Consider the following 13,470-nt stretch of genomic DNA (forward strand, 5'->3'; position numbering starts at 1 on the left):
CCCCCCCCCCCCCCCCCCCCCCCCCCCCCCCCCCCCCCCCCCCCCCCCCCCCCCCCCCCCCCCCCCCCCCCCCCCCCCCCCCCCCCCCCCCCACCTCCGGTGGGTCAGGAGGCCAGGCCCGCGAGTTCGGCCAGCCGGGTGTAGGACTCCCGGCGGTCCGCCGGGTCGTAGGTGTTCGCCACCACCATCACCTCGTCCGCGCCCGACTCGGCCACGAAGGCCTTCAACTTCGCCGCCACCGTGTCCGGCCCGCCGACCACCTCGGACCGCAGGTCGTTCAGCGGCGGGGTGCGCTGCGCGACCTGCTCGGCCGGGGACGGCCGGTGGCTCAGGGCCTCCTCGACGGACAGCAGCGGCGCGGACCGGCCCACCGCGTGCTGGGCCAGCGCGAGCCGCCACGGGGTGGCCAGTTCCTCGGCGTGCCGGTCGTCCCGGCCCACCACCACGGTCAGGGTCAGGACGGCCCACGGCCGCGCGCCCTCGCGGGCCGGCCGGAACTGCTCCCGGTAGCGGCGCAGCGCCGTGAAGGCGTTGGCCGGGTCCTGGTAGGCCGCCAGGTACGCGTAGCCCAGGCCCAGCCGGGCCGCGGTGCCCGCCGAGGCGGGGCTGCCGCCGAGCAGGAACACCTCGGGCAGCGGCGCGTCGGTCGGCACGGCCCGGACCGCGGCGAGCTCGTGCCCCGCCGGCAGGGCGGTGTGCCCGCCGAAGGCCAGCAGCTGGGCCAGCTGGCCGTTGAACACGTCCGGGGCGAGCGAGGAGCGCTGCAGCAGGGCGGCGGTCGGGCCGTGCCCGGTGCCGGTGGAGCGGCCGATGCCGAGGTCGATCCGGCCCGGGTGCAGCGCCTCCAGGGTGCGGAACTGCTCGGCGACGTGCAGCGCCGAGTGGTTGGGCAGCAGCATCCCGCCGGCGCCGATCCGCAGCCGGGTGGTGCGGGCGGCCAGGTGGGCGATGACGATCTCGGGCGCCGAGATGCCCACCGCCGCCTCGGCGTGGTGCTCGGCGACCCAGTACCGGCGGAAGCCCAGGGCCTCGACGTGCCGGGCGAGTCGGACGGCCTCGTCGAGCAGTTCGGAGGTCCCGGTGCCGGCCCGTCGGGGGCCCTGGTCGAGGACGGAGAAGACGGTCATGCCTGTTTCCTCAGGAGTCGGCCCCCGGCGCGCCGGGGGCGGGTGGACCGGGTCCGGGCGGCGGCGGTCACACGCCGGCCGGGGCCGGGGAGGGGTACGGGTGCGGCAGGCCGTAGTGCTCGCGCAGCGTGCTGCCCCGGTAGGAGGAGCGGTAGACGCCGCGCTTCTGCAGGATCGGCACCACCAGTTCGACGAAGGCGGGCAGCCCGTCGGCGAAGACGTCCGGCATCAGGGTGAAGCCGTCCGCGGCGCCCGAGGCGAACCACTCCTCGGCGACGTCGGCGACCTGCTCGGGCGTGCCGATCGCCTCGATGTGCGCCCCGCGCCAGGGGGCGTGGCCGGCCAGTTCGTCCAGCCGGCGCAGCCGGGCCAGCGCCTCGCGCCGGCTGTCGGCGACGGTCGTCATCAGCCCGGGCAGGATCTTGACGGACCGGGGGTCGCGGCCGTGCCGTTCGGCCCGGGCCCGGACGTCGGCGGCGTAGGCGTGCGCGACGTCCGGGGTCTTGGCCCCGGAGAACACCACGTCGGCCGTGCGTCCGGCCAGTTCGCGTCCCGGCTCCGAGGCGCCCGCCTGCACGACCAGCGGGTGGCCCTGGGCGGAGGGCGGCAGCGGCAGCGGTCCGCGGACGCTGAAATGCTCCCCCTGGTGGGATATCGGCCGCAGCCGCCCCGGGTCGGTGAACCGCCCGGTGCGCACGTCCGCCACCAGCGCCTCCGGCTCCCAACTGCGCCACAGCGCCTTGACGATGTCGACGAACTCCTCGGCGCGCGCGTACCGGTCGGTGCGCGGCGCCAGCCCGCTGCCGCCGAAGTTGGCCGCCACCTGCGGGATGTAGGTGGTGACGGCGTTCCAGCCGGCCCGCCCGCCGCTGAGCACGTCCAGCGACTTGAACCGGCGGGCGATGTTGTACGGCTCGTTGGAGGTGGTGGAGGCGGTGGCGATCAGCCCGATCCGGGAGGTGGCGGCGGCGATCGCGGTGAGCAGCAGGGTCGGCTCGTGGTAGTACGCGCCGTGCGGGCTGGCCTGGATGTCGGCGAACACCCCGGGGGTGTCGGACAGGAAGACCGCGTCCATCACCCCGCGTTCGGCGAGCCGGGCGGCGGCCACCCAGGTCTCCACCCGGGCGAAGCCGTACGGGTCGGAGCCGGGTTCGCGCCAGGCGGCGGGGTGCACGCCCATGGCGCCGCCGACCATGTGCAGGTTGAGGTGGAGCTCGCGTTCGGTGCTCATCGGACCTTCCCGGGGTTCGGGCCGTCCAGGTGGGGGACGGCGTCCAGCAGTTGACGGGTGTAGGGGTGGCGCGGCGCGGTCAGGACCTCGGCGACGTCACCGGACTCGACGACCTCGCCGTCCTTCATCACCAGCACCTCGTCGGCGACGTGGCGCACCACGCCGAGGTCGTGCGAGACGAACACGTAGGCCACGCCGAGTTCGGCCCGCAGCTCGGCCAGCAGGTCGAGGACCTGGGCCTGGACCGAGACGTCCAGCGCCGCCACCGGCTCGTCGAGCACGACGATCCGCGGGCGCGGCGCCAGCGCCCGGGCGATCGCGACCCGTTGGCGCTGCCCGCCGGACAGTTCGCGCGGCCGCCGGTGCAGCAGTTCCGGGCCCAGCCCGACCTGGGCCATCAGCTCGGCGACCCGGCCCGCCCGGGCCCGCCGGGGCACCCCGGTGGCGGCCAGCGGCTCGGCGATGATCCGGGCGACGGGGTAGCGCGGGTCGAAGCTGCTGAGCGGGTCCTGGTGGACGACCTGGATCCGCCGGTGCAGGGCGCGCCGGCGGGCGCCGCGCAGGCCCTGCCAGGACTGCCCGTCCACCTCGACGCTCCCGGTGTCCGGCGCGGCCAGGCCCAGCAGCAGGCGCCCGGTGGTGCTCTTGCCGGAGCCGGACTCGCCGACGATGCCCAGCGTGCGGCCCTCCCGCAGGGTCAGCGAGACGTCCCGGACGGCGGCCACCGGGGCGTGCCCGGGGACGGCGAAGGACGTGCCGAGGCCCTCGGCGCGCAGCACCACCCGCTCCCCGGTGCGCGGCCGGGGCAGAGCGCTCCCCGCCCGCGGCCCGGACAGCCGGGTGCCGCGCGCCTCCGGCCGGGGCACGGCGGCGAGCAGCTGCCGGGTGTACGGGTGCCGGGGCTCGGCCAGCACCTCGGCGGTGGGGCCCTGTTCGACCACCTCGCCGTCCTTCATCACCAGCACCCGGTCGGCCACCCGCGCCACCACTGCCAGGTCGTGGCTGATCAGCAGCAGCGCCCGGCCGGCCCGGCGCCGCGCGGCGAGCAGGTCCAGGATCTGCGCCTGGACGGTGACGTCCAGGGCGGTGGTGGGCTCGTCGGCGATCAGCAGCGCCGGGTCGGCGGCGAGCGCGGAGGCGATCAGGGCGCGCTGGCGCAGCCCGCCGGACAGCTGGTGCGGGAACTGCCGGGCCCGCAGCTCCGGTTCGGGCACCCCGGCCTCGGCGAGCAGCGCCAGCACCCGCGCGGGCACCTCGGCGCGCGGCACGGTGCGGTGGGCGCGCAGCGCCTCGGCGATCTCGTCGCCGACCCGGCGCAGCGGGTCGAGCGAGACCAGAGCGTCCTGGAGCACGAAGCCGATCCGGCGCCCGCGCAGCGGCCGCCACCGGCGCTCGGTCAGCGCGCCCGCGTCGCGCCCGTCGATCCGGAACAGTTCGGCGGTGGTGCGCGCCCCCGGCCCGGCCAGCCCGACCAGGGTGCGCGCGGTGACGCTCTTGCCGGAGCCGGACTCGCCGACCAGGGCGACGCTCTCGCCGGCGCCGACGGTCAGCGACAGGCCGCGCACGGCGGTGACCGGGCCGCGCCGGCCGGGGAAGGCGACGTGCAGGCCGCGCAGCTCGACCACCGGTGGCGCGGGCTCGGTCCGGTGGTCCGCGGCCCCGGGCCGGGTCTCGGTGCTCATCGCGCCACCCGGCCCTCGGCCCGGTCCTGGAGCCACTGCCCGACGGCCGACACGGCCAGCACCGTGAGGGTGATCGCCGCGCCCGGGAAGACCGCCGTCCACCAGGCGACCTGGACGTAGTCGCCGCTGCCGGCCAGCATCGCGCCCCACTCGGCGGTGGGCGGCTGCGGGCCCAGCCCGAGGAAGCTGAGCGCGGAGCCGGTGACGATCATGCCGCCGACGCCGACGGTGGCCAGCGCCAGCAGCGGTCCGACGGCGTTCGGCACGACGTGCCGCAGGACCACCTGGAGCCGGGACCAGCCGAGCACGGTGGCCGCCTCGACGTAGCCGGTGCCGCGCACCCGCAGCACCTCGGCGCGCACCAGCCGGGCGTACCCGGGCAGGGTGACCAGGGCGAGCCCGGCCACCAGGTTCCCGGTGCCGGTGCCCAGCACCGCGACCACCAGCAGCACCAGCAGCACGCCGGGGATGGACAGCAGGACGTCCAGCAGCCGGCCGGCGATCCGGTCGACGGTCCGCCCGCCCTGGGCGGCCAGCACCCCCACCAGGGTGCCGGCCGCCAGCGCCAGGGCGGAGGCGGCCAGGCCGATCAGCAGTGAGGGCCGGGCGCCGTGCACGACCCGGGAGTAGACGTCGCGTCCGTTCTCGTCGGTGCCCATCCAGTGCGCGGATCCGGGCGGCAGCAAGGTGTCGGCGGGGTTGGCGGCGTCCGGCCCGGTCCCGCTGAACAGGCCCGGCGCGAGCGCGGCCAGCAGCAGGAGGGCACAGACCGCGAGCCCCAGCGCGACGCCGGGGCGGATGCGGGGGATGACCACGGGGTTTCCTCCTCAGCTCTCGCTGGTGCGCAGCCGCGGGTCGACCAGCCGGTAGGACAGGTCGACGGCGGTGTTGACGACGGTGTAGACCAGGCCCGCGACCAGCACGATGCCGATGACCAGCGGCAGGTCCTTGTTGCGGACGGCGGTGACGGCGAGCGTGCCCAGCCCCTGCCGGGAGAAGACCGACTCGATCACCACCGCGCCGCCGATCAGCGAGCCGGTCAGCCAGCCGACCAGGGTGGTGACCGGCAGCAGGCCGTGCCGCAGCGCGTGCCGCAGCCGGACGGCCGCCTCGCCGACGCCCCGGGCGCGGGCGGTGGTGACGAAGGGTTCGTCCAGGGTCCGTTCCAGGCCGCGGCGCAGCACCCGGGTGATCACGGCGGCCGGCCCGGCGGCCAGCGCCAGGGCGGGCAGCACGAGCCCGTCCAGCCCCGGTGCGCCGAGCGCGGGGAACCACCGCAGCCGGAAGGAGAACAGGGCGAGCAGCAGGGTGCCGAGCCAGAACGCGGGCACGGCCACGCCCAGGCCCTCCAGCAGCGCGACCGGGGTGCGCACCCAGCGCGGGCGTCCGGCCGTCAGCAGGGCCGCCGGGACGGCCAGCGCGACGGTCACCAGTACGGTGGCGCCCAGCAGTTGGAGGGTCGGGCCGAGCTGCTGGCCGATCGCGGTGCGCACCGGCAGGTGCAGCACGTAGGAGTCGCCGAGGTCGCCGCGCAGCACGTGGCCGAGGAAGGTCAGGTACTGCACCGGCAGCGGCCGGTCGAGGCCGTACTCCCGGGTGATCTCCTCGCGCAGCCCGTCGCTGGTGCCGCGCAGGCCGGTGAGCAGGTCGACCGGGTCGCCGGAGGTGAGGTGCAGGGCGAGGAAGGCGACCGTCACCGCGCCCCACAGCACCAGGACGGCGCTGCCGAGCCGGCGCAGGGCGGCGCCGATCACCGGGCGAGCCAGGTGTCGGCGAAGTTCGGGAAGCTCTGCTGCTCGAAGACGACGCCCCGCACCCGGGCGGAGGTGCCCAGCACGTAGGCGTTGCTGAACACCGGCAGGATCGCCGCGTCCTCGCTCACCTTCTGCTGGACGGCGGCGTAGAGGGTCTTCTGCCGCTGCACGTCGGTGGTCGCGAGCGCCTCGGCGAGCTGGGCGTCGACCTGGTCGTCGCGGTAGCGGGCGGCGTTGTTGTCGATCTTGGCGGTGGGGATGTGGGCGCTGCCGAAGACCAGCCGCAGCGCGTCCGGGGAGGCGTTGTTGGCGCTGCTGTTGAGCAGGTCGTAGTCCCCGGCCAGGACGCGCTTGACGTAGCTGCCGGTGTCCAGGTTCTGGTTGCGGATCTCGACCCCGAGGTCCTTCGCGGCGCCCTGGATCTGGGTGGCCAGGGCGGTGTACTGGCCGAAGTACTCGCCGATGTACAGGAAGTCCAGGCTCAGCCGCTTCCCGTCCCGGGTGCGGTAGCCCTCGCCGTCGCGCGCCGTCCAGCCGGCCTCGTCCAGCAGCTTCCCGGCGGCCGCCGCGTCGTACCGGTACTGGTCGGCGACGCCCGCCGCGTACTGCGGGGTGGACGGGGAGAGCGGTCCGGTGGCGGCGGGGAAGACGCCGAAGTAGAGCTTCTGGACGATCAGGTGCCAGTCGATGCCGTTGCGCAGCGCCCGGCGCAGCCGGACGTCGGCGAGCGGGCCCTTCTCGGTGTTGGGGTTCAGGCTCCACGGCACGCCGGGGGAGACGGCGCTCTGCACGGTGAACTTCGGGTCGGCCTTGAGCTTGGCGACGTTCACCGGGGCGATCGCGGCGGCGGCGTCGGCCTGACCGCTGGTCAGCGCGCCCTGGCGGGAGGAGCTGTCGGGGACGATCCGCACGGTGAGCCGGTCCAGGTGGGCGGGGCCCCGGTTGGCGGCGCCCTCGGGGGCCCAGGCGTAGTCGGCGCGGCGCTGGTAGGTGATGCCCTGCTGCGGGGTGAAGCCCTCGGCGCTGGTGAACGGGCCGGTGCCGACGATCTTCGAGCAGAGCGCCTTGGGATCGCCGGCCAGGGTGGCGGGGGACTCGATGCCGAGGCTGGGGGAGGCCAGGCCGGTGAGGAACGAGGAGGCGGGTGCGGCGAGGGTGACCTCCACGGTCTGCGGGTCGATCACCCTGGCCGAGCGGTAGTTCTCGATCAACTGGGCGGCGCCGGCGGACTTGGTGGCGGGGGCGACCACGTGGTCCAGGTTGGCCTTCACCGCGGCGGCGTCGAAGGCGGTGCCGTCGCTGAAGGTGACGCCGGTGCGCAGGGTGAAGGTGTAGGTCCTCTGGTCCTCGGAGATCTTCCAGGACTTCGCCAGCCAGGGCTGGACGGTGCCGCTGTCGTCCTGCCACACCAGGGAGTCCAGCGCGGCCCGGGAGAACAGGGCGTCCGCCTGGCCCTGGTGCGGGTCGAGGCAGGTCGGGCCGTAGGGGACGGCGAGGGTGAGGGTGCCGCCGGCCACCGGCTTGTCGCCGGCGGCGGCGTCGGCGCCGCCCGGCGTGGTCGCGGAGCCGGCGCAGGCGGCGGTCAGCGGGAGCAGGGTGAGGGCGGCGACGAGGCCGAGTCTGGAGCGGAACCCCCGGCTGTGGACGGCGGTTCGGCGGCGGGTCGGGCGGGAGGTCGTTCCGGCGGTGGCCGTTCCGGCGCTGGTCGTTCCGGCGGTGGTCGGGTTGGTGGGGGTGAGGGTGTCGGGGTGCGGTCGCATGGCGGGGCTTCTCTCCGGGGCGCGGACGGCGGCGGGGCCGCCGGGGACGGGTCGGGGTCGCCGCGAGGGCCGCCGCGCCGGCCGGTCAGAGGCTGCCGGACCGCGCGGGGGCGCCACGCGGCCGGGTACAGAGCGCGCTGTCGGTACGGGAGAGGTCGATCGCCCGACGGGTGGCGGCGAGCAGCGGGCGCATGCCCGGCAGGCCACGCGTGGCGGACACCCGTACTCCTAGGAGACCGGCTCCGGAACCGGAGCGTCGATGAATGGTCAGTTCTCGCCCAGGGACTGGCGCGAAACGATTCCCACTGACCCGGGTAGTTAATCAGACTGAACTGGCTTGTTCAATTGCGGTCCGCTCCATGGGAGGCGACATCAGGCCCAGCAAGGCCCCTGGTGCGCAGCCTCCCCTGAAACTGAACTCAAGAGTTCAGATCGGATTTAGCAATGGCCTGTGCGCTACTGTGAGGAACGTGAACGAACGTGAACTCCCGGGTACGGGCCGTGGCCGGATCGACAAGCGCAGCGCCATCCTGGACGCCGCCGTCAAGGTGTTCACGCGCGAGGGCTACGCGCAGGCGGGCATCGACGCCATCGCCGCGGCGGCCGGAGTGGCCAAACCGACGCTCTACAACCACTTCGGGGACAAGGAGAACCTCTTCCGGGTGGTGATGCGGGACGGCGCCGAACGCACCGCCAACCGCATCGTCGCCGCCCTCGCCAGCCTCCCCGACGACGGACAGGACCTCGCGGCCGAATTGGAGCGGGTGGCCCACCGCGTGGTCGAGTGCCAGCTCAGCGACGAGGGCTGGGCCCTGCAACGGCTGCTCTACGCCGAGGCCTCCCGGCTGCCCGACCTCTACGACCAGGTCGTCGCCCGCGGCTCCCAGCCGGTCCAGGACGTGCTGGCCGGCCGCCTCTCCAGCCTGGCCAACCGCGGCCACCTGGACCTCGACGACCCGGCCGTGGCGGCGGCCCAGTTCATCGCCCTGGTCTCCGGCAACCTCCCCGGCCTCTCCGCCCTCGGCACCCGGCCCGTCGCCCCCGCCGACCTCGCCACCGCCGTCCGCACCGGCGTCGACACCTTCCTGCGCGCCTTCGGCACCCCGCGCCGCCGCCCGGCCCGCCGCCCCTGACCAGCGGCGGCGCCCCCCGGACGATCGGCTTCATCGCTCTGTCATCGCCCGCTGCGATGGTCCTCCGGTGACCTGGGCCCACCGCGCACCGCAACGGAGCGGGCGGGTGGGCCGACCTCGTGGGGAGGAACGCAATGCAAGCACGACGGATCGCGGCCGCGGCCGCCGGACTCCTGATGACGGTGGGCCTGACGGCGGCCCAAGGCGTCACGGCACAGGGGGCCACCACGCGGGTGGCCGCCCCGTGCGAGGGCACCTACACGATCGTCGTCGGGGGCACCGGCAGCTCCTGGAACAACGACGGCTTCTACGGCAACATCCAGCAGCACGTCGGCTACCCGACCCAGATCCCCAACGGTGCGAGCACCCGGGCGGGCGTCAACGAGCTGAACCGGCTGGTCCGCGACCAGCGGGCGGCCTGTCCCGACCAGCACGTCAAGATGGCCGGGTACTCGCTGGGCGCCGGCGTGGTGCACGTCTGGGTGACCGAGAACTGGCAGACCTTCGGCAACGTCAACGCCATCCTGGTCGCCGACCCCAAGCGCCAGGGCCCGCCCGGGGCCAACGGCGGGGCCGTGCCGTTCGGCGGCATCATCGGCGCCCCGCTGGCGGGGGCCGACCGGTTCTTCGGCAACGTGCCGGTCAAGACGATCTGCCACTGGGACTACGTCTGCGACGAGTCCGCCGGCATCTGGACCTACCCGAACAACCACGTCAAGAACTACCCCGAAGACTTCAACATGGACCACCACAACGACGGCGCCAACGAGCAGTGGTACAACGGCGCCTGGTACCCGGCGAGCTGGTAGCCGCCGCGCACGCCGCCGGGCCCGCAACCGGCTCCCGCACCACCTGTCAGTGACCGGGCAGCGCCTGGCCACCGGCAGGTGGTGCGCCGTCTGCGCGGGCGGTGGCGGGGGCCTCCGTCATCGGTCTGTCATCGCCCCTCCCTAGCGTGGCCGCGTACGGACAAAACCCTCGGATGACAGGGAAGGGACGGCCCGATGGCGCGGAGGGGACTCACAGCGAGGCTACCGGTGGTGGTCTTGGCCGCAGCGGCACTGCTGGGCACGACGGTGGCCGCCGGACCACCGGCCGGCGGCTCGGCCGCCGCCGGGGCGCCGGACAAACCGACGATCCGCTACACCGAGTACGGCATCCCGCACATCATCGCCGCCGACCTGGCGGGCCTCGGGGAGGGCTACGGCTACGCCGCCGCCAAGGACAACATCTGCACCCTGGCCGACACCTACCTGATGGTCAACGCCCAGCGCTCCCGCTACCTGGGCCCGAACGGCAAGGCCAGCCCCGGCCAGAACCAGAACAGCACCACCAACCTCAACAGCGACCTCTACTTCCAGCGGATCAACGACAACCGGGTGGTCGAGGGGCTGATCGACCAGCCCGCGCCCAAGGGCCCGGAGCCGGAGGTCAAGGAGGCCATCCGCGGCTACGTCCGGGGCTACAACCGGTACCTGGCCGAGACCGGCGTCGGCAACCTCTCCGACCCGGCCTGCCGCGGCGCCGCCTGGGTGCGGCCGATCACCGAGCTGGACGTCTACCGGCACGCCCACGCCGAGATCATCATGGGCAGCGCCGACCCGCTGGTGGACGGCGAGGTCAACGCCGCACCCCCGGGCGCCTCGGTCGCCGCCCAGCCCGGGGCCGCCCGGCCGGCCGCCGCGATGCCGCAGCTCTCGCCCGAGGAGACCGGCAACCGGATCCGCGAGGCGATGGCCGCCGCCCGGCAGCAGGGCAGCATGGGCAGCAACGCCCTCGCGGTGGGCGCCCAGGGGGTGTCGGGGGGCACCAGCATGCTGCTGGCCAACCCGCACTTCCCCTGGCAGGGCAAGAACCGGATGTGGCAGGCCCAACTGACCATCCCGGGCCGCTTCAACGTCTCCGGGGCCAGCCTGCTCGGCCTGCCCGCCGTGAACATCGGGCACAACGACGACGTCGCCTGGAGCCACACCGTCGCCACGGTCGCCCCGTTCGGCCTCTTCGACGTCCAGGTGGACCCGCTGCACCCCACCAACTACCTGGTGGACGGCGTCTGGACGCCGATGACCTCGCAGCAGGTCGGGGTCGACGTGCTGAACCCGGACGGCTCCGTCGGCCGGGTCACCAGGACCCTCTGGGCCACCCGCTACGGCCCGATCACCACCTCGGTCCTGGGCACCCAGCTGCCCTGGATCGTGAGCGCCCACGCGGTGCGGGACGCCAACATGGACAACCTGCGGGCGCTGAACACCTGGTTCCACCTCGACCAGGCCAAGGACGTCAACGAGGTGGTGAACGCCCTGGAGACCACCGAGGGCGTCCCCTTCTTCAACACCGTCGCCTCGGACCGCAAGGGCAACGCGCTCTACGCGGACATCCAGGCCACCCCGAACATCACCGACGACCACGCGCAGTCCTGCCTCACCCTGACCGGCCAGATCCTGTTCAACCAGTCGCTGCGGCTGCCCAACGTGCCACCGGTCTCGATCTTCGACGGCAAACGCAGCGAGTGCGACTGGCCGAACGACCCGAACGCCGTCGCGCCGGGGCTGATGGACCCGCACAAGCAACCGCGGCTGATCCGCTCCGACTTCGTGGGCAACGCCAACGACAGCGCCTGGCTGGCCAACCCCGAGCAGCCGCTGTCCTTCCCCCGGGTGATGGGCGACACCGCGGCGCCCCGGACGCTGCGCACCCAGCAGCTGATCCTGACCGCGCAGAACCGGATCAACGGCACCGACGGCCTGCCGGGCCGCGGCTTCACCCCGGAGACGATGCGGCAACTGCTGTTCTCCGACCACAGCAGGGCGGCCGACCTCGCCCTCAACGCCACGGTGAGCGCCTGCCAGGGCGCGCCGTTCGGGCTCGTGCTGGTGGACGGCAACCTGGTGAACATCAGCGAGGCGTGCCCGATCCTGGCCGCCTGGAACCACGACTTCACGCCGGACAGCCGGGGTTCCTGGCTGTTCGAGAACGTCTGGTTCCTCCTGGGCGGCGGTCAGGCGATCGAGAAGCTGCCCTGGCGGGTGCCCTTCGACCCCAAGGACCCGGTGCACACGCCCAATTCGCTGGACGCCGGCAACGACGCCGTCCGCAACTCGGTCGCCCGGGCCGTGCTCTCCCTGCGCAACGCCGGCATCCCGCTGGACGCGCGGCTGTCGGACGTCCAGAAGGTCACCCGCAACGGCGAGCAGATCCCGGTCCCCGGCGCGATCCACGAGGTGGGCGTGCTGAACGTGGTCACGCCCGGCACGGTCGACGGCACGTTCGACATCACCTTCGGCTCCAGCTTCATCCAGGAGACCCGGTTCACCGCCGACGGGCCGCCGCAGGCCGCCTCGGTGCTGGCCTACTCCCAGTCCGCCAACCCGAACTCACCGCACTACGCGGACCAGACCAAGCTGTTCTCGACCGGCCAGTGGGTGCCGGAGCGCTACACCGAGGAGCAGATCGCGGCCTCACCGGCCCTGGAGGTCAAGGTCCTCGACTGAGACCTCCCAGCGCACGACGACACCCACGACGCCACCCACGAGGGGGAGCACCATGACGAGGACACCGCACCGCCGGCGAAGGCTGGTGGCCCTGCTGGCCGCCGTCGTCGGCATCCTCGGGACGGCCACCACGGCCGCCCCGGCCGCCCCGGCCCAGGCCGCCGCCGTCGGCGCGCCGCCGCCGATGACGGACGGCCACGGCCTGACCCAGGTCGACACGAGCGTGGGCGGCCCCACGAACTTCTACCTCACCGTCACCACGCCCGAGGTCACCGGCAAGCACCACATCAAGATCATCCTGCCGAGCGGCTACTACGACGACCCGACCCGGCGCTACCCCGTGCTGTACTTCCTGCACGGCTCGCCCGACGACCCGATCCAGCAGAACTACCCGGCGCTGACCACCTCCAACGCGATGATCACCGTCATCCCGGACGGCGGCGCCCGCGGCTGGTACGCGAACTGGCTCAACCAGAACACCCAGCTCGGCGCCCAGAACTGGGAGAACTTCCACCTCAACCAGGTGATCCCGTTCATCGACGCCAACCTGCGGACCGTCGCCACCAAGAAGGGCCGGGCCGTCGCCGGGGTCTCCATGGGCGGGTTCGGCGCCCTCCACTACGCCCAGGACCGCCCCGACCTGTTCAACCAGACCGCGTCCCTGTCCGGGGACATCGACCTGTCGGCCGACTCCATGGACCTCCGGCTGGCCGTCGTCGCCTCCCTCATCGACGCGCAGGGCGCCATCTGCGGCTCCTCGTCCGGCGCGTGCGACCCGAACAACGACCCCTACAAGCCCGCCGTGGACAGCGACGCCCTGTTCGGCACGCCCTACCCGGTGTTCAACGCGGACTGGCGGTGGAACGCGGCCGACCCGTCGCAGCACATGGACAAGCTCGCCGGCGTCGGCGTCTCCATCTACGTCGGCAACGGCCGCGGGGTGGCCACCGAGCCGGAGTTCTGGCTCGAAGGCGCGTCCAAGCACGTCAAGGAGCACATGGACGCCCTCGGCATGCCCTACTACTACGTCGACTACGGCGACGGCTCCGCCTGGGGGAGCCGGTGCAACGGCGGCCACAACGCCTACTGCTGGGAACAGGACCTCCGGGACCTGATCCCCCGGCTGGAACGGGCCTTCGCCTCCTGAGCCGTCCTGACCCCTGCTGACCCAGCGGGCCCGGCCGGGGGGGGGAGGGGGGGGGGGCGCAGGGGGGGGCCCAGGACCACGCAGGGGAAAACACCCCGTGCACCCCAAAACCAAGGTTCGAGGGGGCCCCAAACCACTCGTGAGA

General features: G+C 74.0%; 11 protein-coding genes. 4 read left to right on the forward strand and 7 right to left on the reverse strand.

Going from position 1 to position 13,470, the window contains the following annotated elements; all coding sequences use genetic code 11:
* Positions 1-104: 104 nt before the first annotated feature.
* From ACZ58X_RS34320 to ACZ58X_RS34350, 7 genes are all read right to left on the reverse strand, one after another.
* Complete coding sequence (locus ACZ58X_RS34320) at positions 105-1,127, reverse strand: LLM class flavin-dependent oxidoreductase (RefSeq protein ID WP_470337483.1); 1,023 nt, start codon at positions 1,125-1,127, stop codon at positions 105-107.
* 67 nt (positions 1,128-1,194) lie between these two features.
* On the reverse strand, positions 1,195-2,358 hold the full coding sequence (locus tag ACZ58X_RS34325) for an NtaA/DmoA family FMN-dependent monooxygenase (protein WP_470337484.1): 1,164 nt from the start codon (positions 2,356-2,358) through the stop codon (positions 1,195-1,197).
* Positions 2,355-4,040 (reverse strand): dipeptide ABC transporter ATP-binding protein, encoded by a 1,686-nt coding sequence (locus ACZ58X_RS34330; RefSeq protein WP_470337485.1) that lies wholly within the window; start codon positions 4,038-4,040, stop codon positions 2,355-2,357. Before ACZ58X_RS34330 ends, ACZ58X_RS34325 begins: the two co-directional genes overlap by 4 nt.
* Complete coding sequence (locus tag ACZ58X_RS34335) at positions 4,037-4,855, reverse strand: ABC transporter permease (protein WP_470337486.1); 819 nt, start codon at positions 4,853-4,855, stop codon at positions 4,037-4,039. Before ACZ58X_RS34335 ends, ACZ58X_RS34330 begins: the two co-directional genes overlap by 4 nt.
* A 12-nt stretch (positions 4,856-4,867) precedes the next feature.
* Positions 4,868-5,794 (reverse strand): ABC transporter permease, encoded by a 927-nt coding sequence (locus ACZ58X_RS34340; RefSeq protein ID WP_470337487.1) that lies wholly within the window; start codon positions 5,792-5,794, stop codon positions 4,868-4,870.
* The gene (locus tag ACZ58X_RS34345) at positions 5,791-7,554 is read right to left on the reverse strand and encodes an ABC transporter substrate-binding protein (RefSeq protein WP_470337488.1); all 1,764 of its coding nucleotides are present in this window, start codon (positions 7,552-7,554) and stop codon (positions 5,791-5,793) included. The genes ACZ58X_RS34340 and ACZ58X_RS34345 overlap by 4 nt, the downstream gene beginning before the upstream one ends.
* An 85-nt stretch (positions 7,555-7,639) precedes the next feature.
* Positions 7,640-7,774 carry a hypothetical protein gene (locus ACZ58X_RS34350; RefSeq protein ID WP_470337489.1) on the reverse strand — a complete coding sequence of 45 codons (135 nt, stop codon included), beginning with the start codon at positions 7,772-7,774 and terminating at the stop codon, positions 7,640-7,642.
* 250 nt (positions 7,775-8,024) lie between these two features.
* Here ACZ58X_RS34350 and ACZ58X_RS34355 point away from each other — a divergent pair, with 250 nt between their 5' ends.
* The 4 genes from ACZ58X_RS34355 (at position 8,025) to ACZ58X_RS34370 (ending at position 13,325) form a co-directional block, all read left to right on the forward strand.
* Positions 8,025-8,687 carry a TetR/AcrR family transcriptional regulator C-terminal domain-containing protein gene (locus tag ACZ58X_RS34355; RefSeq protein WP_360236558.1) on the forward strand — a complete coding sequence of 221 codons (663 nt, stop codon included), beginning with the start codon at positions 8,025-8,027 and terminating at the stop codon, positions 8,685-8,687.
* A 134-nt stretch (positions 8,688-8,821) separates the two neighbouring features.
* Entirely contained in the window at positions 8,822-9,496 is a 675-nt protein-coding gene (locus ACZ58X_RS34360) for a cutinase family protein (protein ID WP_470337490.1), read from the forward strand.
* Between the two features lie 231 nt (positions 9,497-9,727).
* The gene (locus tag ACZ58X_RS34365; RefSeq protein WP_470337491.1) at positions 9,728-12,178 is read left to right on the forward strand and encodes a penicillin acylase family protein; all 2,451 of its coding nucleotides are present in this window, start codon (positions 9,728-9,730) and stop codon (positions 12,176-12,178) included.
* Positions 12,179-12,230: 52 nt separating this feature from the next.
* The gene (locus ACZ58X_RS34370) at positions 12,231-13,325 is read left to right on the forward strand and encodes an alpha/beta hydrolase (RefSeq protein ID WP_470337492.1); all 1,095 of its coding nucleotides are present in this window, start codon (positions 12,231-12,233) and stop codon (positions 13,323-13,325) included.
* Positions 13,326-13,470 lie beyond the last annotated feature (145 nt).

The sequence above is a fragment of the Kitasatospora sp. NPDC040550 genome, assembly GCF_055594965.1.

What these genes read in the sequence shown, in the direction of transcription:
- ACZ58X_RS34320 (WP_470337483.1), bottom strand. Translation starts at nt 1,127, where the DNA reads ATGACCGTCTTCTCCGTCCTCGACCAGGGCCCCCGACGGGCCGGCACC.
- ACZ58X_RS34325 (WP_470337484.1), bottom strand. Translation starts at nt 2,358, where the DNA reads ATGAGCACCGAACGCGAGCTCCACCTCAACCTGCACATGGTCGGCGGC.
- ACZ58X_RS34330 (WP_470337485.1), bottom strand. Translation starts at nt 4,040, where the DNA reads ATGAGCACCGAGACCCGGCCCGGGGCCGCGGACCACCGGACCGAGCCC.
- ACZ58X_RS34345 (WP_470337488.1), bottom strand. Translation starts at nt 7,554, where the DNA reads ATGCGACCGCACCCCGACACCCTCACCCCCACCAACCCGACCACCGCC.
- ACZ58X_RS34360 (WP_470337490.1), top strand. Translation starts at nt 8,822, where the DNA reads ATGCAAGCACGACGGATCGCGGCCGCGGCCGCCGGACTCCTGATGACG.
- ACZ58X_RS34370 (WP_470337492.1), top strand. Translation starts at nt 12,231, where the DNA reads ATGACGAGGACACCGCACCGCCGGCGAAGGCTGGTGGCCCTGCTGGCC.